We start from the raw sequence: 21,087 nt of genomic DNA on the forward strand, positions 1-21,087 counted from the left end.
GGAAGAAGGAAGAAGGAAGAAGGAAGAAGGAAGAAGGAAGAAGGAAGAAGGAAGAAGGAAGAAGGAAGAAGGAAGAACCCTCTCTAAAAATATAGGGGATATTGAAACCCATTTCTCATTCTTTCTTCCCTCATTCTTATTCCCTCTCTCCTAAATTACTAAATCCTTCTTTCTTCATTTCCCCATTTCTGATTTTATGAACAGCAAATCAATTCAAAATGGGCGCCTGCATCGAATTTAGTTAAGTTTTTTAATGGTCGTCATATTAATAACGGGGATATTTTTTCGATTTACTAGCCCTGGAACGCAAAGTCTACTCTTTCGACGAATCTCTCACCTCGCTGCGAGTTTCTGGCTACACCTGCACGGAAATGGTGCAGCAAGATTTTCAAGGCAAAACAATTAGCGTCGAAGATTGGTAGCGGAAATACCAGCAGATAAATCCCGAAAAAACTTGGTTGGATACTGTTAAAGGTTTAGCTACAGAAGAACCTCAACTGTCGCCACTGTATTTTATTTTATCCAGATTTTTGGTGCAGTTGTTCGACCCGCAAGTGGCGGCTGTCAGAAGTCTTTCAGTTGGGATTAGTTTGTTAGTTTTTCCCAGGGTTTATTGGCTGTGCTGGGAATTATTTCGCTCTGCATCTGTGGGATAGATGGCTTTTACAATCGTCGCTGCTGTTAGCGATCGCACATTCAATAGACTCGCTCTGCCGCTCAACCCCCAAACGAGTTTGGCTGTTGGTATTGACAGCGCTCGGAATTACAGCGATAGTATTGATAGCAGTGCAAGGCGTTGCCGATCGCTATCTGGTTCCCTATATTTTAGGAATTCAGCTAGCTGTTGCCTATCTATTCACCGCTAAAATAGCAGCCGCCACCAATCCCAGACAACAAAAGCTGTGGCAGCTCGGTTTAAGAGCGCTAATATCGAGTGAAATAGTTTCTTGTGCCGTCAGCTCACAGTCGCAACTTTGGTGGAACAAGTATCATTCTAGCACTAAATATAATCCCCAAGTAGCCGCGATTGTCAATCAAGCCAAAAAACCTTTAGTAATAATATCAATTCCGGTTGCACGAGCGACATGATGGGGAGTGGTTCGCGGTCCGCGATCCGTGGGGGAATCTGGAATTATTGACCGAGACTCATCGTTCCCATCCAACCGGAAACGATATCACTCACGGAGGCAACAACATCACAGGAAAAATACTGTCTGTCAGCTATCTGCTGAAGCCGCAAGCACAACTTTTGCTGGCAGTTAAACCCCAGCAAGTTAAAATTCCTGACGGTTTTAGCGATGTATTTCTCTACCGAGCTACAGAAGCATTGCAATTTGAACTAGAAAAAGTGCAAAATATAAAATCACACCAATTTACAAACCGGGCTATGTCTGGCTTTGGCGTGTAGAGAAATAATGAAAGTGGCAACTGCAAATGATGATTTCTATTGTGATACCCACATACAATCGCGAGCAACCTCTGCGAGAGACATTGGCTGATGCGATTCGACAAAATTACCCGAATTTTGAAGTGCTGGTAATCGATCAAACTCGCACCCACGACTCGGAAACTCAAGTTTATTTAGAGGAATTGGCTCATGCTGGCAAAATTCGGTGGTTTCGGGTAGATTGGGCGAGTTTGCCGGGAGCTCGAAATTATGCAGTGCGGCGCGCAGTTGGAGAGATTATTTTATTTATTGATGATGATGTACAATTGCCAGATGGTTTTTTGGCGGCTCACGCTGGCAACTATTTAGAAAAACCCGATGTGGGATGTGTGGCGGGCAGGGTTTTTGACAGAATGAAACTGGATAATTCTGGAGGCGATTTGGCGATCGAATATTTGCCAAGAGAAGCGATGGATGCAGGCATTGCCTGGTATTTTATCGATTTGGTGCATACAGTAAAACCGCAGCAGGTGCTCTCGGCTAGAGGCTGTAATATGTCTTTTCGCCGGCAGGTTTTTGCCGAATGCGGGCTGAGGTTTGACGAGCGGTTTGCAGGCAGTGCGGTGCGGGAAGAGTCGGATTTTTGTTTGAGATTGCGATCGACAGGCATGAAAATTTGGTACGCTCCCAATGCCTGTTTAGTTCACTTAGGGGAAGAGAGCGGGGGATGTCACGATGTCAGCACGCGATCGATCGAATATCAAATCACATTTTATCACAACCATTTCCTCATGGGATTAAAAAATTTAACAGCCTTTCAATGCCTGCGATTTTTCGCCAAACTCTTTGACTGCCACGTTTTTGGAAATCCGCCCTGCCATAAAAGCCGATCGCCCCTTAAAATAATTGTTCGATTTAGTTTTTATATCCTCGGTTTTATCAGTGTCCTCAATACATTAATTCATTCCCTGTGGAACGACGGACAAATTTACACCCATCAAGATAACATTAATCCTCAATAGTTATTATTACCAATTGCCAATTACCAATGACTAAAAAATGAGAATTCTCGTTGCCAGCCACACCTATATAGTTGACATCAATCGGGAAAAATTTAAGATATTAGCACGCCTAGATCCCGATGTTGAAGTAACAGTTGTAGTGCCGCAGCGTTGGAAACCCGGAGGTATACAAAATAAAATTATAGAAACGCAATTCTATCAACAAGGCTCATTTAAAGTAGTCCCAGTCTCCAATTTTAGTCAAAACAATCAAGGATTGCTAACCTTCGGCACAGATTTAATTGGACTGTTGCAAAAATTTAGACCGCAAATTATCCAAGTTGAACAAGGTTCAAAATCCCTCGCTTGCGCGCAGTTAATCTTACTAAACAAACTGCTCAAACTGCAAGCAAAAAATATATTATTTACCTGGTGGAATCTGCCTTATCAATTGAATTGGCCTGTTTCATTCTTAGAAAATTACAATTTTCAGCACAGCGACGGAATTATTGCAGGCAACCTAGATGGAGCTAAAATTTTGCGGCAGCGGGGCTATCAAGGTGCGATCAAAGTAATGCCACAACTCGGAGTAGATGAAACTTTGTTTCGCCGCAGTGATAAAGACGCTGATTTATCGCGCAGGTTCGGCATTGAACCGACCGATTTTGTGGTAGGATTTGTAGGACGATTTGTAGAAGAAAAAGGACTGTTAACTTTAGCTTCTGCTTTGGCAGGGTTGAAAAAAAGCTCTTGGAAGTGGCTGTTAGTAGGACAAGGCAAATTGCGGGTACACCTCGCCGAAAAATGTATTGAATGGGGAATCAGCGACCGAATAATCTGGGCAGAAAGCGTTTCCCACGAACAAATCCCCCCCTACATTAACTTAATGAACTGTTTGGTATTGCCCTCGCAAACCAGCTATAAATTCAAAACTTTGACCGCTGTGGGCTGGAAAGAACAATTCGGTCACGTTTTAATCGAAGCGATGGCCTGTCAAATTCCGGTTATTGGTTCCGACTGCGGGGAAATCCCCCACGTCATCGGCGATGCGGGGTTAGTATTCCCCGAGGGAAATGCAGGGGTTTTGCGAGAGTGTTTGCAGCAATTGATGGAGCGGCAGGAGTTGGCGGCAGATTTGGGCGATCGGGGTTATCATAGAGCGATGAGCAATTATACAAATAAAGCTTTAGCGGAGCAGTTGTTGGAATTTTATAAAGAGTTGTTGTAACTTTTAGCAGTATAATGCAAGTGTTAAATAAAAACTGTAGTCAATGTCTATTCCTTCCGACATACGCTCTTTGGTTGACGAACTCTACCAGCTACTAGACGATACAGAGCGCCAAGCAACGCAGGGACTTTTTGCACTTAGAAGAGCAATGTCTCTTTTTCCGCAGAATGAAATACTGATGCAATACTTTTCTTCCATCACCAATTTTCAATTCAACGTAGCAGGTACTCGCTTACAAGCCGAGCACATTGTGGGCAATGTATTGATGGCTGGTGTGCCCGATGAAGATGTTCAAAAAGCAGGAGATTATTTAGCAGCCTTGCTACAGATGGCTCCAGAATCGAAAATTATGATAGACAAAGTAGTTGAGAGATTAGAAGCATTGCCATGAAACAAATACCTGATGAAAGCCAACTCCTGGAAATCCTTGAAATAGTGAAAGCCGCTGAAGCCAAAGCCAGTGAGATGTATGAATTTTCCAAGAAAATATCTCACAATACCCAAATTACAGCAACAAAGAGAGAGGAAGCTGAACAGCTAGACGGGCAGCCTTTTCCAGATAATTAAATTTGTAATGGGAGATGTGGGTATGTTGATTTAAATAACTATCCCCCATGCGAATTCTCCAAATTATCCCCTCAATTTCCCTCGTCTACGGCGGACCGAGTCAATCGATTTTAGATTTTAGATTTTAGATTTTAGATTGACCCCACGGATAAATGCGGGGGCTTGAGGATTTTCGATTTTAGATTTTGGATTGATTCCACGGATAAATCACGTGGCGGGTACCATCAAGAAATTGGCTTGTCAAATGGTACTCGGACTTTCTGCGGCCCTCGCGGCTAAAAACATTGATGTGACGATTATCACCACAGATTCTAACGGAGATATCGGTCAACTTCCCTTAGGAATAAAACTGTTAAGTTCTTCGACTAGCAGATGCACTGTTGTTGAAGGATTATCACTTTCAGGATTGGAGGGCTCGTATTCCTGTAAAAGCCGTTTTGCGTGTTTAATTGCATCCTGCTGTTTGTCTTTTAGTTCCTCATAAATCGTCTCGCTGTTTTTCTTATACTCGTGTCCCAATAACTTGGTTAGCATATTTTGATAATCTTTGCGAGAAATTGGTGTATTATAATAATGGAAGTGTAGTAAATACCAAAGTTCAAACGCATCATTGGAATAAGCTACTTTAATGCCGTTTTTTTGGGCAATATTTATAGCTGCATTGAAATTTTGCGCGTCGTTAGGATTTTTAGGGTTTTTATCGCGATCGAACACGCACCAAAATCGGTCTGTTTCGTCGGATTCTGAGTCGTTTTTTAACTCAATAGCTTTTTCTACTAAACTCTTCGTATTTTTTCCTTCTCCTTTGATATCCAGCTTAATTACATTTGTGTCTACCGGGAACCTTCTAAAATAGTTGGGTTCTGTTTTCTCACCTTTGCACACGATTAAAAACCATCTTCTAGTTTTAACCTTTCTATTGTAGTAATCAATATTTGTTCTTCTAGACGAACTTTTTTTATTCATGAAGTTCACCTATTAGTTCTTTTAAATTACCAAGAAAAGGGATAGATCCATACTTGCCGATCATGTAATCGCGCTCAAATGAGGCTTTTTTTCCTACTTTATACTCTACCAAAGAGTACAAATCAGTAGCGCCCTTGTTGTCCTTTTCGGTAAACCATATTTGATCCTTGCGAAAAGTCTTGCTGCTGAGCAAGTTGGTGTCGTGTGTGGTGAATATAAGCTGTGCGTTGTGCGGATTAGTCTCGTTAGAATTGAATAAGCAGATTAATTCGCGAGTAATCAGCGGATGCAGTCTGGCATCAAGTTCATCAATTAATAAAATTTTTCCTGTTCTTAAAGTATCCAGGAGAATGCCTGCTAATGCAAATAGTTTGTTTGTTCCCTCGGATTCATGCTTTTCCATATCGAATCGTTCCATAGAAATTTGCTTACCATCAGCATCATATTTGCGGTGAGATGTGTGCACCGTAGTTGGGCTGTCATAATAAGGGGGTAAACTCTGAAAGGAATCCCCTATTACTCTATTATCAGAAAAATAATATCCAGTATTAGGGGTCGAAACAATATCTAAAATACCTAAGTCTAATTTTTTAATAAATTCAATAATATCGTGTCGGTGCCCAGCGTTCTCGAAAGACTCCAAGGTTTCTTTGCGGTATTGTCTATCTTGCAAGCCTGATATCAATTGCAAAGTTTTACTGAACCACAGCAATATTTTGCCTGAAATTTCACCATTAAATTGTGCGACTACAGAAAGAAATAAAGCATTACTTCGGGTTTTATTGCTAATGCCTTCTCCCTCTGGGAAATCACCTAATCTATAGTCAAAATCCCGTTCAAAAAGCATTTTTTCTTCAGTGTCATCCGCTTGAAATAGCCACTCAGAAACAACTTCCTGCGCGTTCACCTCAAAACCGTACCTAAAAGTTTTGTATTCTAGTAGAAAAACGATTTCAAAGAAAGACGGCTCTTTTTCTGTCTCCGTACTTAGCCTGAATGCTTCAATATCGATCGCGTCTGAAACTTGCGTTTCTTTGGATGAGTTGAGGACAAACCATTTCATAAAGTTAATAGCAGCAACAAGGTTGCTCTTACCACTGGCGTTAGCTCCATAAATAGCAGCACTTTTGAGTAAGCTTAACTTATCATTAATTGGGAATACATTATTTTCGTTCAGATCTTTTTCCTCCTCAGTAATTGACGAGGCTACCATGCTGAGGGTGACAGTTTCTTTAAAAGATTTGTAGTTGCCGACGCTGAATCCAATCAGCATAACTTGCCTCCGATCGCCTAAATTAGTATAACGTGCAAATTTTGCAATTCTTTCTATAATAACACAACCAGCTACCTCAGCTAACAGCAAGTGCTAACCATGCGAATTCTCCAAATTATCCCCTCAATTTCCCTCGTCTACGGCGGGCCGAGTCAAATGGTACTCGGACTTTCTGCGGCCCTGGCGACCAAAAACATTGATGTCACGATTATCACCACAGATTCTAACGGAGATATCGGTCAACTTCCCTTAGATGTTCCTCTAAATCAACCAATACAACAAAACGGCTATCAGATTATTTATTTCCGCTGTTATCCCTGGCGAAGATATAAATTTTCATTCTCGTTATTGCAGTGGTTAAATGAAAATGCGCGACAATTTGACCTGGCTCACATTCACGCTCTTTTTTCGCCAGTAACTACCCTGGCGGCTACAATTGCTAGATATCATCATTTGCCGTACATTATCCGTCCCTGCGGTATGCTTGACCCCGCCGACTTGCAGAAAAAAAAGCGCTTGAAACAGATTTATGCAATGCTTTTAGAACGCCCTAATTTAGCAGGGGCAGCCGCAATTCATTTCACAAGTAAAGAAGAGGCTAAAATCTCAGAAAGATTTGGTTTGGGCAGCACAGGCAAGATGCCTGTGCCACGGGATTTGGACTTCACAGGCAAGATGCCTGTGCCACGGGATTTGGACTTCACAGGCAAGATGCCTGTGCCACGGGATTTGGTGATTCCATTGGGGGTGACAGCAGGTTTGTTTCCTAAGAGATTGCGAGAATCTCAAGTGCCAATCATCTTATTTATGTCGCGAATTGAACCTAAAAAAGGGCTTGATTTGCTGATTCCAGCATTAGAAAGTATTTTAGGATCGGGGATAGAGTTTCACTTTATTTTAGCGGGTTATAATCCCCAAGATGCTGATTATGAAACACAAATTAAAGTAAAAATTCATAATTCTAGCTTAGCAAAATACACCACAATAACTGGCTTTGTGAGCGGTGATTTAAAGGTTGAACTATTGACAAAAGCCGACTTGTTTGTATTGCCTTCTTATTACGAAAACTTTGGCATTGCTGTAGCAGAAGCGATGGCCGCCGGTGTACCTGTCGTAATTTCCGATCGCATACATATTGCGGAAGACATACAGCAAGCAGAAGCTGGTTGGGTGGGGCCTTTGGAAGTAGGGGCGATCGCCAATTCAATCAAATCAGCACTTCTCAATCCACAGGACCGCCAACGGCGGGGATTGAATGGCAAAGAGTATGCAAAAAAGCATTATAATTGGGAGGCGATCGCCCAGCAAACCATCGATGCTTACCAGCAGATTTTGTCATCTATAGCAGAAGGAAGAAGGAAGAAGGAAGTTCGGCAACGGATTCTGTAACGGATGTAACGGATGTAACGGATGTCAGGAAGAAGGAATAAGGAATAAGAAATAAGCAATAAAATCAATCGTTTCAGCCATTAACAACGTCCTAACCGTCTTGGCGGTTGCTATATTGACTAATGCGACTGGGGTTTACCTTTTACTTCTTCTCCTGCTGCGAGTTATTGTGCTGCTGCTATCAGAATTTGCAGGCGACATTTTTTCAACGCTGCTACTGCTTTTAACATCAGTAGACTCAGAGTTTGATGTAGCAGTCGCGGATTTTCTTCTAATTATAATCGGAACATTAAGAGAGCGACCGCAGGGTCTGCCTAAGGAGTCTATGTTCCTTCGATAATCGCAAATTGCAGCCTCTGCAATCGGTTCTTGACAATCATTAATAAAGCTTTGTGCTAATTTGTAATTATTTCCGTCTCCCTGCTTTGAGAAAAGTTCTCCCGCTTGTTGAAAATCTGATACTGCTTGCGATTTTGTTCCCAGCATACAGCGAATAGCACCTCGTTCCAAATAAGCCAAACCATAATTAGGATTAACGCGAATAGCTTGTTCGTAATCGCCGATCGCCTTTTGCTTGTTTCCCAATTCATAGTATGCTTGAGCGCGACCTAAATAAGCTTCTGCCAAGTTAGGATTAAATTGCAGCGCTCGATCGTAATTGTAAATTGCCTGCTGCTTGTTTCCCTGTTTTGAAGTAGCAATCCCCAATCCGAGGTAAGCTTGAGGTATGTTCGGATTCAACACTAAAGCCTGAGTAAAATTGGCGATCGCCCCCGGAACATCTCCCTTTTGAACTTTCAAAGAACCTTCGTTGCTGAAATTTGCAGCTTTTTGAGCGATCGCAACTCTTTGATTGATAACAGCGCGATTAGTCCGGTAATTAGAGAGCTTATTTTGAGCGAGATTATAAACAGGTGTACGTGAGTCGATCGCTTCTAAAACTGCGATCGCCTGTTGCCATTTACTTTGCGACTGCTGCCAAACTTCGATCGGATGAGGCGGTTTTTGCACAACCACAGCAGCTTCCATCGCCAATTTTTGAGCCGTTGCTAGACTTTCTGCCGCCTGTAAGTTTTGCTGTACAGGGACCAAACTCGGGCGCAGTTTAAGCAAATCAGCTCTAGCTTGTTGATACCCAAAGCCGGGGAAGTTAGGAATTTTCTCTAAATTCGCGATCGTTTCTTTAAGTCGTTTATCGTAACTTCTGAGCAGATTTACATCGGTGGCTTTCCCTGCATTCTGCGTTTCAATTGTTAGTATTTTCGCTTGCTTCAGCGTTTCATTTCCCGATCGCATTAAGGCGATCTGTGCTGCACCTATCCCCAACACCAAAACCCCTAAACTTGCCGCTATAGCTAGCGGTATTTTGCGACTTCCCGAATTAACTTGATTGTTAATTGGCGATCGCACAGAGCTCGTCTCGCCGGAAGGTTCCGCTTCTGACTCCACCTCCAACTCCCAAGCCGGCAACTGCAAATCATCTGCTGCTGTTCCCGCTGCCAACTCGTTAGTAATTGGAGCAATATTATTACTATTTTCGCTGTAATACTTGTCAACAAAACTCTGCAATCCTGCCTGATATCCTTGTCCTACCGCCTGAAATCTCCACTCTCCCTTCTTTTTATACAAACGACCAAATTCTACAGCACTCTCTCGCGAATAATTCTCTTTTAATTCATACCGAACAAGTTCGCTTTTTGTATCCAAATTGCTAATTTTGATAAAAGCATTTTTGATATTGCTAAAATTTGCATTAATTTTCTCGGCTTCGTGAATAGTGACCACAAAAGTCACTTCCTCAATTTCAGGATTAATTTTCTCTAAAATAACGCCGTAAATAGTCTTATTATCTTGACTTCGCCTGTTTTTGTCAGCAGGAATCGATTGCAGTACCGAACCGTCACAGGATTGCAGATTATTGTAAAAGATAACATATTTATCGTTAGGTGTTTTGCCGTCAGCACCTAGCATAAACGCAGAGACATCTATCTCGTAGCTTTGTCCTGCCTCTGTCACCTGCCAACCGAGGCCGATCGCCATTTTTTTTAAACCAGGCGCTTCTTTAGAGATATTAAATCTCTCACCCTTACTTAATTGCATTGCCATCTGCTTATTGGTTAAAGATGAAACTTTATAGTGTTCATGTTAATATTAAGTGGCACTCGAATTTTTCCTATTTAATAAAACTTAATTTTTTGCTACTAATAGCGGGCTTGATTAAAAATATGTGCTGCCTGTATCCGAATTTATGGAGATTTACTTAGAGAGAATTACGTAAGTAAAAACCGGGCTTTCTACAAAACCCGGTTTCTACAAGGGAACTTAATTTGACTCTACTTTTGAGCATTTTCAAAACTAGGTGGCAGAGTCACGAAATTCCCAAAAGCAGCAGCCGTTTGATAGCTTTTTTTGCCCAATTCAGTTGTATAAATGCTGACAACGCCTAAATTCTGAGGCTGCGTTGTATTGTCGAGCAAGCTTTCGATGGTGTCCCGCTGCTTTCGTCAGCAAATTCTTGCAACTGCCGATCGAAGTAGCAGATTGACATCAGTTGATTTCGCTGCATTCTGCCTTTCAACTGCCAGTATTTTCGCTTGCTTCAGGGTTTCATTTGCCGATCGCATTAAGGCGGTGCTGCACCTGTCCCCAACACCAAAACCCCTAAACTTGCCGCTAAAACTAGCAGTATTTTGCGACTGCCGGAATTATTAACTTGATTGTTAATTTGCGATCGCACCGAGCTCGTCTCGCCGGAAGGTTCCGCTTCTGACCGAAAGCATCCAGGATACAAGCCCCCGGATTCATCCGTGGAGAAATAAAAAACGTGTATCCGATGAAACTTGCCCCCCGAATTTATCCGTGGGGTCAATGCTTCAATTCTTTAATCTAAAATCTAAAATCTAAAATCGATTGACTCCCCCTCCAACTCCCAAGCCGGCAACTGCAAATTATCTGCGGTTGCCGCTGCCAACTCGTTAGTAATTGGAGCAATATTATTACTATTTTACCTGCAATACTTGTCAACAAAACTCTGCAATCCTGCCTGATATCCTGCTCCTACCGCCTGAAATCTCCACTCTCCATTCTTTCTATACAAACGACCAAATTCTACAGCCGTCTCGATCGAAAAATTCTCTTTTAATTCATACCGAACAAGTTCGCTTTTTGTATCCAAATTGCTAATTTTGATAGAAGCATTTTTGATATTGCTAAAATTTGCATTAATTTTATCTGCTTCGTGAATAGTGACCACAAAAGTTATTTCCTCAATTTCAGGATTAACTCTTTGTAAGATAATGCCGTAAATAGTCTTATTTTCTTGAGATCCGTTGTTTTTTTCAGGAATCGATTGCAGTACCGAACTGTCAAAGGATTGCAGATTATTGTAAAAGATAAAATATTTATCGTTAGGTATTTTGCCGTCAGCACCTAGCATAAACGCAGAGACATCTATGTCGTAGCTTTGTCCTGCCTCTGTCACCTGCCAACCGAGGGCGATCGCCATTTTTTTTAAATCCGGCGCTTCTTTAGAGATATTAAATCTCTCACCTTTACTTAATTGCATTGCCATCTGCTTATTTGTTAAAGATAAAACTTTATAGTGTTCATGTTAATATTATGTGGCACTATAACTTTTTATTTTTAATAAAACTTAATTTTTTGCGACTAATAGCGGGCTCGATCAAAAATATGTGCTGCCTGTATCCGAATTTATTTAGATTTCATTAGAGAGAATTACGTAAGTAAAAACCGGGTTTCGTAGAAAACCCGGTTTTTACAATGGAACTTAATTTGACTCTAGTTTTGAGGATTTTCAGAACTAGGTGGGAGAGTCACGAAATTCCCAAAAGCTCCAACCGTTTGATAGCTTTTTTTGCCCAATTCAGTTGTATAAATGCTGACAACGCCTAAATTCTGACGCTGCGTTGTATTGTCGAGCAAGCTTTCGATGGTGTCCCGCTGCGAAGTCAGCAAATTCTTGCAACTGCCGATCAAAGTATCTGTAATGCCGCTCAAAGCTTTCGGCACGCGAGAATCTTTGCACACTGTGCTTTCCAACTCGGTTTGGAGTTCGCCGGAAGCATAAGTTAGGTATTTGTCTCTCCCAGGGTTTGTAAATGCCATGCCGGCAGCCACAAGAGTCAGGGCGATCGCGGCTTTTCCGACATTGCCGAAAAAATTAGAAGTTGACTTGTGAGTATTCATTGCTTTATCAATAATCATTTTTTTTAGCTCCGTTGAGTTATAAGCTTCTCTTGATTTAAACTACACCTCCTCAGAAACAGATTTCAGAAAGGAGGGGACAGTTTTTAGATTGGAGGCCAGTTGCGAGTAAGTCTCTGACTGGCCTACCTTCCTTCTACGTTTCCCCCTCCCTCAAATCCGGTAAACATTTAGCTGGTTCCTAGGCATAGCCTGGGAACCGAGATCCAGAGGCTCTGCCTCGCTAATCCTGGCGAAGAAGAGGCAGAGCCTCTGGATCTGCATCCCCAGGCTATGCCTGGGGACGAGGAATTTAAACTTAATCTGCATCCCCAGCCAGAGCCTGGGGACGAGGAGCCTGGGGACGAGGAAACTTAGTTTCGCTTTGATTTTTGCCGCTCTATCTCCCGCTGCAACTCTTCAATCTGACGGCGCAAAGCCTCCGTCTCGCTGTTAGGCGTTTGGGACTTCACATCAACCGCACCCTCAGCTACAGCCCGCTTGTAGTTCCCTAGCTTAATTTGGCGGTATTCCTCCGAACTTGCCCAGTCTCGCAAATACCGCAGGCGTTCCACCGGGAAAGGGTGACTCAGCATCACGCCTTGCCCGCCGTTGTAAAGTAAAAATTTATACACTTGGTTGAGGTTGTCCCGATCGAGCTCTTGATAGTTGTCAGACTGGCGGATAAATTCTTGCAAACTGCATTGGCTAGCATATTTACTGCTAACTCCCGCAAGTTTCATCATCGTAATCATCACACTGTTTAAGTCATCTGTTACCAACAAAGCCGCCCGGTCGGCCGATAATTCAGCCTTGCGGCGCCACTCGTAAAAAGCGTAAATTAAACCGCTGCCGACCATATTTCCCAGCCCGAAAGTCATCTCGCCAATTGTCGATGCAACGCTCATTGCCCACATCGCCATTTGATTTAAAATTGGATGGCCGCATTTAATGTGTCCCAACTCGTGAGCCAATACTACCCGCAGTTCTGGCTCCTCCAACAAGTCTAAAAGACCAGTGTTTAATACTACATAGGGCTGGTTTTTCCCCAGGGCATAGCTGTTAACTGAGGGATTCTGAGAAACAAACAAACCCGGTTCTGGAAAAACATCTAAATCCTGCAAGCACTCCCGAAATATATGATAAATGCTGGCATATTGGCGGGGTCCGACTTGAATGCTATTTCCCATGAGGTAAACGAATTGCGGTCGTTCGTAGACAAATTCTACAAATTTGCTGGCAATTAAGTCAAATCCAGGTACGCTGCGCAGCGCTTCCTCAGCTTGGCGATCGAGGGGATGCTGAAAAGCTTCGCTAGAAATTCCAGTATAAGTAGGCATAGTTGTTGCAAATATTACACTTAGGATGTCAGTATTGCCATCGCTGCTGGTGCTAGCTGGCGCCTGACTTATCAATATTATCGCGACAAATATTGAACTGTTGTGGCACAGGCATCTTGCCTGTTGAAATTAGCGTTAAAATTGTGATTCTGCCAAAGACGCGATCGACAAACATCTTTGACAGTGCCTGTGTATCGCCTCACCCAAAAATTGGAACGTGCAAAAATGGCTATCCTGCGACTCGAAAACGGTACAACCTACACTCAACAGAGCGACATTACCCGAGAACTCGCTTCCTTAAACATTCAACTCAACCGCTGGCCCGTGGGTGACAGCGCTGAAATTCAAAATTTGTTAGCTAAAGATGCTCTTGACGACAATCAAAAAGAGCAAGTGCTGCAAGCCCTCGACAGCTACTTTCAACAGTTGTCGGAAAGTGCAGGCTATCAGGATCGCGACTTAATCGTACTGCACCCAGACATTCCCAACCTCGACACCATGCTGTCCAAATTCAACAAGTGCCACATCCACGCCGATGATGAAGTCCGCTATATCGTAGCAGGCGAGGGCATTTTCGGCTTCGTGCGGCCCGACGGCAGCCAAGTCGAACTCACAGTCGAGCCGGAAGAATTTATCAACGTGCCGGCGAATACAGAACACTGGTTTTATTTGACAGCAGCCCGGAAAATTAAAGCGGTGCGCTATTTTACCACCAAAGAAGGCTGGACACCGCAGTACACAGATACTGAAATTCGATCGCGTTTAGCTGCTGTTTGAACAGAGTTGACCGTTGATGGTTGACGGTTGACAGTTTAGTCCTGGACGCACGGGTGGTCAGAAACCGGGTTTTTTTGCCCAGAAGACGCCATGCAGCCCGCAGATGCGGACAAAAAACCCGGTTATCGGAAAGTTGGGTTTAAAACCCCGTTCTTCTAGAACGGCTTTAATTTCTTAAATCTCTTCTAAAAAATCAGGGAATTGCTGGTTTTTTGTAGTATGCTGCAAAAGTCAAGGTTAAACTCCTTTGCCCTCGTGAAACAGTTAAGACACACTTTTAGGCACAAACTGGGGACACAGAGCGGCGAAAACTCTTAAAACAGCTAGGGGATTAATACATCCTCGTTACCAGAAAACAAAGAACTTTTTCATTTGTTAGGTAGGGTAGGGCATATCCGAACTCTAGGTTCAGTATCCTAGTACGCTTTTGGAGACAGACCCTCTGGGGTGTTGTGAGTTAAGCTCGTCAATTGGTAGTATTTCCTACGGTTGAAAAGTTTAAGAATTGCCGCTCTTGACATGGCGCTTAAAGGTTAGTCGATGAATTAAGAATCCCCACACCTTTAGGCCCGGGAGTGTCAAGAAGGTTTCGACTGAGATGTTGCACCATTCTCAATAAGGTTTTATGAACAGGCAAGATGCCTGTTCCACAAAGAGTGAATTTTCTTGTGGAACAGGCATCTTGCCTGTTCTTGAGAATGATGCAAGATGTGAGTTTTGATGCGTAAGTCCCGCAGTTGACGGTTGACAGTTGAGAGTTGATGGCAATCTTCAAACATCTAAAAATCCTCAAATCCAGCCTCAAATTTTGTGGTTTGAAGATTGCAAGATGCTCAAAGCAACCGCCTCCGCCACCTTAATCCCATCAATCCCCGCCGACAGGATTCCACCCGCATATCCTGCACCTTCCCCAGCAGGATAAAGACCTTCTGTATTCAAACTCTGATAATCTTCCTTGCGTTTAATCCGAATTGGTGAAGAAGTGCGCGTTTCCACCCCAGTCAAAACCGCATCATCCATCGCAAATCCTTTAATCTGTTTGTCAAAAGCCGGAAGTGCTTCCCGGATAGCTGCGATCGCATAATCTGGCAAACTTTCGCTCAAATCAGTCATCACAACTCCCGGCGTATAAGACGGCTGCACAGCGCCTAGCGCCGTGGAAGGGCGATTCGCCAAAAAATCACCCACAAGCTGCCCAGGGGCGTTGTAAGTGCCACCTCCTAACTCAAATGCCCGTTCTTCTAGGCGACGCTGAAACTCAATTCCTGCCAAGGGATGACCGGGATAATCCTCCGGCGTGATAGCAACCACAATCCCGCTGTTAGCATTGCGTTCATTGCGAGAATATTGACTCATCCCATTAGTGACAACTCGCCCCGGTTCTGACGCAGCAGCCACTACCAAACCACCGGGACACATACAGAAACTATACACAGAACGATTGTTTTGGCAATGGTGAACCATTTTGTAATCGGCGGCGCCCAAAAGCTTATGGCCCGCCCGATCGCCAAAACGACAGCGATCGATCGTAGTCTGCGGATGTTCCACCCGAAAACCAATGGAAAAAGGTTTAGCCTCGATGTAAACCCCGCGCGAAAACAACATTTCAAAAGTATCGCGGGCGCTGTGTCCCACCGCCAGAACTATATAATTACTAGCAATATATTCTCCACTAGCGAGGGTAAGTCCCTGCACTTTTCCATTTTCGATGTGGATATCTTCTACACGAGTTTGAAACCGAATTTCTCCGCCTAATGCTTCTATTTGGGCGCGAATACTTTGGACAATTCCCACCAGTTTGAACGTGCCAATATGCGGTTTGTTAATATATAAAATTTCCGGTGAAGCTCCCGCACTCACAAGTTCCGTCAGCACCTTGCGTCCATAATGCTGAGGATCTTTAACTTGGCTGTAGAGTTTGCCATCGGAAAAAGTACCCGCACCACCTTCGCCAAACTGGGCGTTAGATTCTGGGTTGAATTCTGCTTTTTTCTTCCAAAATCCAAAGGTATCAACCGTGCGATCGCGCACTGCTTTTCCGCGTTCTAAAAGGATGGGACGAAACCCCATTTGTGCCAGCATTAGACCTGCAAACATACCGCACGGCCCTGTACCAATCACAATGGGGCGAACCGTCAAATTGCTGGGGGCTTTGGCTACAAAGCGATAACTCGTGTCTGGTGTTACCATCACATGAGGATCTTTTTTGAAGCGCGCCAAAAGTTGCTTTTCCTGTGTCGTCTCTACATCCACAATATAGACAAGCAGGATTTCTGCTTTTTTACGAGCATCGTAGCTGCGCTTGAAGATGGAATAGCCCAGCAATTCTTCCGGGGGAATTTGCAGCTTTTTGAGAATGGCGCTGGCGATCGCATCTTGAGGATGATCTAGGGGGAGTTTTATTTCAGTTATTCGTAACATATAGTGGAAGGAAGAAGGAAGAAGGAAGAAGGAAGATGGAAGATGGAAGATGGAAGATGGAAGATGGAAGATGGAAGATGGAAGATGGAAGATGGAAGAATAAAAATCCCGAACAGAAGTATTATAACTATTTCACTGGGCATCCTATGGGCGATCGTCATCGGTCGATCGATTTTTGATTTTAGATTGAAGAAACGTTATAATAAGCAAAAAATTAAATTTTGTAAAGACCCTTGACTGCAACATTTACACCCAAAAACAGCCGCACCTGGCACGCTCTCAACCCCCTGTGGCAAGGAGCAGAAGACGCAGTACAGAAGGGTTTACCCCACACCAAGCTCGCACCGGCGTGGCAAATACTGCTCCTGGGCGACGGTTCCCCCACCCGTCACCTGCAACTGCTGACAGGGGAACCCACAGAAGTAGATGTGATCGATATGTCTTTAGTCGGTGAAGACGCAGACGGCGCACCAGAGCAAATTGTCGCGGTTCCCGGGCCGCGCCTGCGCCGACAAGTGTGGCTGCGGACTGCTTCTGGCCAGCGCCTGGCCTATGCGACTTCTTGGTGGGAAGCGAGCCACGTAGACGAATATTTACAAAATAAATCTTTGCCAATTTGGGCCAGTTTAGCGCGGCTGCGGACAGAATTGTATCGCGATGTGCAGGGCATTTATTGCGGTGATTCGGTGGCTTTGGAGTCAGCTTTTGAACAGTCGGGGCCTTTTTGGGGGCGACACTATTTGTTTTGGCATCACGGGAAGCCACTGACGCTGATTTATGAGGTGTTTTCGCCTTATTTAACTAAGTATTTGGGGCCGATGCAATTGGATGTTGATTGAGATGCTATCGGCCGATCCAAGGTTTTGGCATCTGACGCACTTTACTAATTGTGACACGCTTGCCTTAGTCTTTTTTGATAAACCGCGAAGACGCCAAGGACACAAAGAAGAAGAGGAAGATCGATCCCGAGGGTATACAGCCGGATTTGGTATTAGCCCCCCGACTTCGCAGAAGATGTCGGGGAGCTGGATTTTCTACCTATTCATAGTTGTGCGACGAAATTTCACTCGCAAACCGTCGCGCGGATGAGGAATCGGTACTGTGATTAAATTCAAATCTTGATCCGGTAACAGATCCCATTCAAACTCCCGAATAATCTTTGCCGCAAACAACTTCATTTCTAATCGGGCAAATTCTTTGCCCAAACAGTCTCGCAAACCGCCGCCAAAGGGCACGTAACTGAAAGGTTTAGGCGATCGCTCGGAGCTAAATCGATCGGGGTCGAATCGATCGGGTTCAGGATAAAGTTGACTATCCTGATGGGTTTGAGTAATCCCAGAAACCACGTTCCAACCCTTGGGAATTTCATAGCCGCCGAATTCAAAAGCATTAATTGCTGTCCGGAAAATATTTCTCACCGGTGGGATTAAACGCAGCACTTCTCGCAGCACCTGTTCTAAATAGGTCATTTGTTTGAGTTGTTCTAATGTTAGGGTTTCAGTTGCGGGGAACTGCTGCTGCTCGGCCCGCACTTTTGCCATCACATCGGGATTTTGAGCTAGGAGAAGGCAAAAAGAGGTGAGCGCCGAAGTTAAAGTTTCGTGTCCCGCAAACAGCAGCAACAGCACTTGATCTTTCAAATCCTCCAAACTCAAACTATTTCCCTCGTCATCGCGAGCTGAAATCAGCAAACTCAAAGCATCATTGCCACTAGGGGTTCGTTGTTGGCGATCGCGAATAATATTTTCCAGTTCTGCTAACAGTAACATCCTGCCTTTTTTAGCTTTGCCAAACGGAGTAAAAGGCAAATCCCAAGGGATAGAAAATAAACCCTCCGCAAATGTTTCAAAATTATTCCCTAGCGCCGTTTCCGAACCATTTTCAATCCCTACTAACAACTTACCCGCCACATCAAAAGTATATTTTCTCAGTTCGGGATACCAAGTCAGGGTTTCCATTTTGGCCCATTTTTCCAAATAGCGCTGAGTGATATTTTCCATCGCGCCGATGTAGCCGGCTAAAGCTCGCGGCCCAAAGGCTTGGTACAGCAACTTACGCCGATTTTGGTGGTTAGCACCCGTTTGCAACGCCAAGGAAAGCGGCCCTAAAAGCGCTCTCGTGCTGGCAGGCCAAGCCACAACAAAATATTGGTTGTCATTGCTTAAAATAAACAAATTAGCCTCTTGGCCAGACATAAACACGGTAGGCTGTCCGAAAATGCTGGTTTTGAAAATGGGCCCGTACTGCTGGTGGCGTTTTTTGGCAAATTGGGAATCTTGCAAAAAGTTGAGGGTATCGCCAATTAGGGGTAAACCTAAACTGCCGGGAGGTAATGCCATTTGTGATTGGTGATTTGTGATTTTTAATATCATATCAATTTTAGTTGTCTGGTGGGCAATACGCACCAGACAAATTTCTGGTCAAATAACTTTTCTCTGTTTGTAGGTTGTAGGGTGGATCCGTCTTAAAGTTAGTACAAAAAACTCTTGTTTTTCCAACAGACGCACCTTACTAATTTTGCCGACCAACTAATTTAATTTTGTGTTCTTTGAATCGGAATCTCGATTCTAAATTCAGTGCCTTTCCCCACCACCGAGAAACACTTGATTTCACCTTTATGTTTTTCGACAATAATTGAAACAGAATTGTATCGCGATGGGCAGGGCATTTATTGCGGTGATTCGGTGGCTTTGGAGTCAGCTTTTGAACAGTCGGGACCTTTTTGGGGGCGCCACTATTTGTTTTGGCATCACGGGAAGCCACTGACGCTGATTTATGAGGTGTTTTCGCCTTATTTAACTAAGTATTTGGGGCCGATGCAATTGGATGTTGATTGAGATGCGATCGGCTGAGCGAGGGTTTTGGCATCTGACGCACTTTACTAATTGTGACACGCTTGCCTTAGTCTTTTTTGATAAACCGCGAAGACGCTTATGACACAAAGAAGAAGAGGAAGATCGAGCCCGAGGGTATACAGCCGGATTTGGTATGAGATCCCCGACATCTTCAAGAAGTCGGGGATCTGGATTTTCTACCTATTAATAGTTGTGCGACGAAATTTTACTCGCAAACCGTCGCGGGGACGCTGAGCCGGTATTGCGATCAAATTCAAATCTTGATCCGGTAACAGATCCCATTCAAACTCCCGAATAATCTTTGCCGCAAACAACTTTATCTCTAATCGGGCAAATTCTTTGCCCAAACATTCTCGCAAACCGCCGCCAAAGGGCACGTAGCTGAAAGGTTTAGCCACTCGCTCGGAGCTAAATCGATCGGGGTCGAATCTCTCGGGTTCAGGATAAAGTTGACTATCCTGATGGGTTTGATTAATCCCACAAGCCACGGTCCAACCTTTAGGAATTTCATAGCCGCCGAACTCACAAGAATTAATTACTGTCCGAAACATACCTCTGATCGGTGGAATTAAACGCAGCACTTCTCGCAGCACCTGTTCTAAATAGGTCATTTGTTTGAGTTGTTCCAATGTTAGGGGTTCAGTTGCGGGGAACTACTGCTGTTCGGCCCGCACTTTTGCCATCACATCGGGATTTTGAGCTAGGAGAAGGCAAAAAGAGGTGAGCGCCGAAGTTAAAGTTTCGTGTCCTGCAAACAGCAGCAACAGCACTTGATCTTTTAACTCATCCAAACTCAAACTATTTCCCTCGTCATCGCGAGCCGAAATCAGCAAACTCAAAGCATCATTGCCACTAGGGGTTCCTTTTTGGCGATCGCGAATAATATTTTCCAGTTCTGCTAACAGTAAGTTTCTAGCTTTTTTCGCTTTACCAAACTGAGTCCAAGGCACATCTAAAGCAATCGAAAATAAACCCTCAGAGTAGGTTTCAAAATTATGCCCGAGCGCCCTTTGCGAAACATTTTCAATCCCTACTAACAACTTACCCGCCACATCAAAAGTATAATTTCTCAGTTCAGGATACCAAGTCATAGTTTCCATTTGGGCCCATTTTTCCAAATATCGCTGAGTGATATCTTCCATCGCGCCGATGTAGCCTGCCAAAGCTCGCGGCCCAAAGGCTTGGAACAGCAACTTGCGCCGATTTTGGTGGTTAGCACCCGTTTGCAGCAACAACGCAAGCGGCCCTAAAAGCGCTTTCGTACTCGGAGGCGAAGTCACAACAAAATATTTGTTGTCATTGCTTAAAACAAACAAAGTAGCCTCTTGGCCGCGCACAAAAACGGTAGGCTTTCCGAAAAGGCTGGTTTTGAAAATGGGCCCGTACTGCTGGTGGCGTTTTTTGGCAAATTGGGTATCTTGCAAAAAGTTGAGGGTATCGCCAATTAGGGGTAAACCTAAACTGCCGGGAGGTAATGCCATATCTGATTTTTGATTTTTGATTTTTGATTTTTAATATCATATCAATTTTAGCTGTCGGGTGGGCAATACGCAGCAGACAAATTTCTGGTCAAATAACTTTTCTCTGTTAAGCTGTTGTGCATTTAAATTGTATATTTCGAGTCCCGATCAAAAATCGTCAAATCCTCTCCCCCTCTCCCCTTCACCCCCTCTCCCTCTC

At 43.9% G+C, this 21,087-nt stretch carries 22 protein-coding genes and 2 pseudogenes; 12 read left to right on the plus strand and 12 right to left on the minus strand.

Translation table 11 applies throughout. The features are described from left to right. The first annotated feature begins 458 nt into the window (after nt 1–458). The 7 genes from QUB61_RS23060 to QUB61_RS23090 all read left to right on the plus strand — a co-directional run bounded on the left by QUB61_RS23060 (nt 459) and on the right by QUB61_RS23090 (nt 4,183). Nucleotides 459–656: a hypothetical protein gene (locus tag QUB61_RS23060; protein WP_333132358.1), complete on the plus strand. Its 198-nt coding sequence runs from the start codon at nt 459–461 to the stop codon at nt 654–656. An 85-nt stretch (nt 657–741) separates the two neighbouring features. Continuing rightward, a complete protein-coding gene (locus tag QUB61_RS23065) occupies nt 742–1,089 on the plus strand; it encodes a hypothetical protein (protein WP_333132359.1) in 348 nt (115 codons plus the stop codon). Between the two features lie 46 nt (nt 1,090–1,135). Beyond that, a complete protein-coding gene (locus tag QUB61_RS23070; protein WP_333132360.1) occupies nt 1,136–1,408 on the plus strand; it encodes a hypothetical protein in 273 nt (90 codons plus the stop codon). Between the two features lie 26 nt (nt 1,409–1,434). Further along, nucleotides 1,435–2,409, plus strand: coding sequence for a hormogonium polysaccharide biosynthesis glycosyltransferase HpsN (gene hpsN, locus QUB61_RS23075; RefSeq protein ID WP_333132361.1), 975 nt, complete (start codon nt 1,435–1,437; stop codon nt 2,407–2,409). Between the two features lie 37 nt (nt 2,410–2,446). Then, on the plus strand, nt 2,447–3,616 hold the full coding sequence (hpsO, locus tag QUB61_RS23080) for a hormogonium polysaccharide biosynthesis glycosyltransferase HpsO (protein ID WP_333132362.1): 1,170 nt from the start codon (nt 2,447–2,449) through the stop codon (nt 3,614–3,616). Nucleotides 3,617–3,659: 43 nt separating this feature from the next. Further along, on the plus strand, nt 3,660–4,007 hold the full coding sequence (locus QUB61_RS23085) for a hypothetical protein (protein ID WP_333132363.1): 348 nt from the start codon (nt 3,660–3,662) through the stop codon (nt 4,005–4,007). Then, complete coding sequence (locus QUB61_RS23090; RefSeq protein ID WP_333132364.1) at nt 4,004–4,183, plus strand: hypothetical protein; 180 nt, start codon at nt 4,004–4,006, stop codon at nt 4,181–4,183. The genes QUB61_RS23085 and QUB61_RS23090 overlap by 4 nt, the downstream gene beginning before the upstream one ends. A gap of 327 nt (nt 4,184–4,510) precedes the next feature. On the opposite strand, the gene QUB61_RS23095 is transcribed toward QUB61_RS23090, so the two are convergent. Then, on the minus strand, nt 4,511–5,149 hold the full coding sequence (locus tag QUB61_RS23095) for an RloB family protein (RefSeq protein ID WP_333132365.1): 639 nt from the start codon (nt 5,147–5,149) through the stop codon (nt 4,511–4,513). Further along, entirely contained in the window at nt 5,142–6,512 is a 1,371-nt protein-coding gene (locus QUB61_RS23100) for an ATP-binding protein (protein WP_333132366.1), read from the minus strand. Before QUB61_RS23100 ends, QUB61_RS23095 begins: the two co-directional genes overlap by 8 nt. A gap of 9 nt (nt 6,513–6,521) precedes the next feature. Between QUB61_RS23100 and hpsP the strand changes: the two genes are divergently transcribed. Beyond that, entirely contained in the window at nt 6,522–7,811 is a 1,290-nt protein-coding gene (gene hpsP, locus QUB61_RS23105; protein WP_333190123.1) for a hormogonium polysaccharide biosynthesis glycosyltransferase HpsP, read from the plus strand. A 135-nt stretch (nt 7,812–7,946) separates the two neighbouring features. On the opposite strand, the gene QUB61_RS23110 is transcribed toward hpsP, so the two are convergent. From QUB61_RS23110 to QUB61_RS23135, 6 genes are all read right to left on the minus strand, one after another. Continuing rightward, nucleotides 7,947–9,911 carry a TerD family protein gene (locus tag QUB61_RS23110; RefSeq protein ID WP_333132368.1) on the minus strand — a complete coding sequence of 655 codons (1,965 nt, stop codon included), beginning with the start codon at nt 9,909–9,911 and terminating at the stop codon, nt 7,947–7,949. 233 nt (nt 9,912–10,144) lie between these two features. After that, complete coding sequence (locus QUB61_RS23115) at nt 10,145–10,288, minus strand: DUF4359 domain-containing protein (RefSeq protein WP_333132369.1); 144 nt, start codon at nt 10,286–10,288, stop codon at nt 10,145–10,147. Between the two features lie 146 nt (nt 10,289–10,434). Beyond that, the gene (locus QUB61_RS23120) at nt 10,435–10,680 is read right to left on the minus strand and encodes a hypothetical protein (RefSeq protein ID WP_333132370.1); all 246 of its coding nucleotides are present in this window, start codon (nt 10,678–10,680) and stop codon (nt 10,435–10,437) included. Between the two features lie 135 nt (nt 10,681–10,815). Continuing rightward, a complete protein-coding gene (locus QUB61_RS23125; RefSeq protein WP_333132371.1) occupies nt 10,816–11,376 on the minus strand; it encodes a TerD family protein in 561 nt (186 codons plus the stop codon). Between the two features lie 233 nt (nt 11,377–11,609). Further along, a complete protein-coding gene (locus QUB61_RS23130; protein WP_333132372.1) occupies nt 11,610–12,035 on the minus strand; it encodes a DUF4359 domain-containing protein in 426 nt (141 codons plus the stop codon). Between the two features lie 353 nt (nt 12,036–12,388). Further along, complete coding sequence (locus QUB61_RS23135) at nt 12,389–13,354, minus strand: M48 family metallopeptidase (protein WP_333132373.1); 966 nt, start codon at nt 13,352–13,354, stop codon at nt 12,389–12,391. 225 nt (nt 13,355–13,579) lie between these two features. Here QUB61_RS23135 and QUB61_RS23140 point away from each other — a divergent pair, with 225 nt between their 5' ends. Further along, nucleotides 13,580–14,131 carry an acireductone dioxygenase gene (locus QUB61_RS23140; protein WP_333132389.1) on the plus strand — a complete coding sequence of 184 codons (552 nt, stop codon included), beginning with the start codon at nt 13,580–13,582 and terminating at the stop codon, nt 14,129–14,131. 623 nt (nt 14,132–14,754) lie between these two features. On the opposite strand, the gene QUB61_RS23145 is transcribed toward QUB61_RS23140, so the two are convergent. Next, nucleotides 14,755–14,910, minus strand: coding sequence for a hypothetical protein (locus QUB61_RS23145; RefSeq protein WP_333132374.1), 156 nt, complete (start codon nt 14,908–14,910; stop codon nt 14,755–14,757). A gap of 22 nt (nt 14,911–14,932) precedes the next feature. Continuing rightward, the gene (locus tag QUB61_RS23150; protein ID WP_333132375.1) at nt 14,933–16,552 is read right to left on the minus strand and encodes an NAD(P)/FAD-dependent oxidoreductase; all 1,620 of its coding nucleotides are present in this window, start codon (nt 16,550–16,552) and stop codon (nt 14,933–14,935) included. 35 nt (nt 16,553–16,587) lie between these two features. On the opposite strand from QUB61_RS23150, the gene QUB61_RS23155 reads away from it, so the two are divergent. Together QUB61_RS23155 and QUB61_RS23160 are read left to right on the plus strand one after the other, a co-directional pair. Further along, nucleotides 16,588–16,731: a hypothetical protein gene (locus QUB61_RS23155; protein WP_333132376.1), complete on the plus strand. Its 144-nt coding sequence runs from the start codon at nt 16,588–16,590 to the stop codon at nt 16,729–16,731. A 54-nt stretch (nt 16,732–16,785) separates the two neighbouring features. Further along, nucleotides 16,786–17,391, plus strand: coding sequence for a chorismate lyase (locus tag QUB61_RS23160; protein ID WP_190738647.1), 606 nt, complete (start codon nt 16,786–16,788; stop codon nt 17,389–17,391). A gap of 195 nt (nt 17,392–17,586) precedes the next feature. On the opposite strand, the gene QUB61_RS23165 is transcribed toward QUB61_RS23160, so the two are convergent. Next, complete coding sequence (locus tag QUB61_RS23165; protein ID WP_333132377.1) at nt 17,587–18,891, minus strand: cytochrome P450; 1,305 nt, start codon at nt 18,889–18,891, stop codon at nt 17,587–17,589. Between the two features lie 294 nt (nt 18,892–19,185). On the opposite strand from QUB61_RS23165, the pseudogene QUB61_RS23170 reads away from it, so the two are divergent. Then, a pseudogene (locus QUB61_RS23170) lies at nt 19,186–19,389 on the plus strand (chorismate pyruvate-lyase family protein); the annotation flags it as partial. 194 nt (nt 19,390–19,583) lie between these two features. Here the strand turns inward: QUB61_RS23170 and QUB61_RS23175 are convergent. Then, nucleotides 19,584–20,888: pseudogene (locus QUB61_RS23175) on the minus strand (cytochrome P450). Between the last annotated feature and the right edge of the window lie 199 nt (nt 20,889–21,087).

The sequence above is a fragment of the Microcoleus sp. C2D2 genome (assembly GCF_036702495.1).
GTDB lineage: Bacteria > Cyanobacteriota > Cyanobacteriia > Cyanobacteriales > Microcoleaceae > Microcoleus.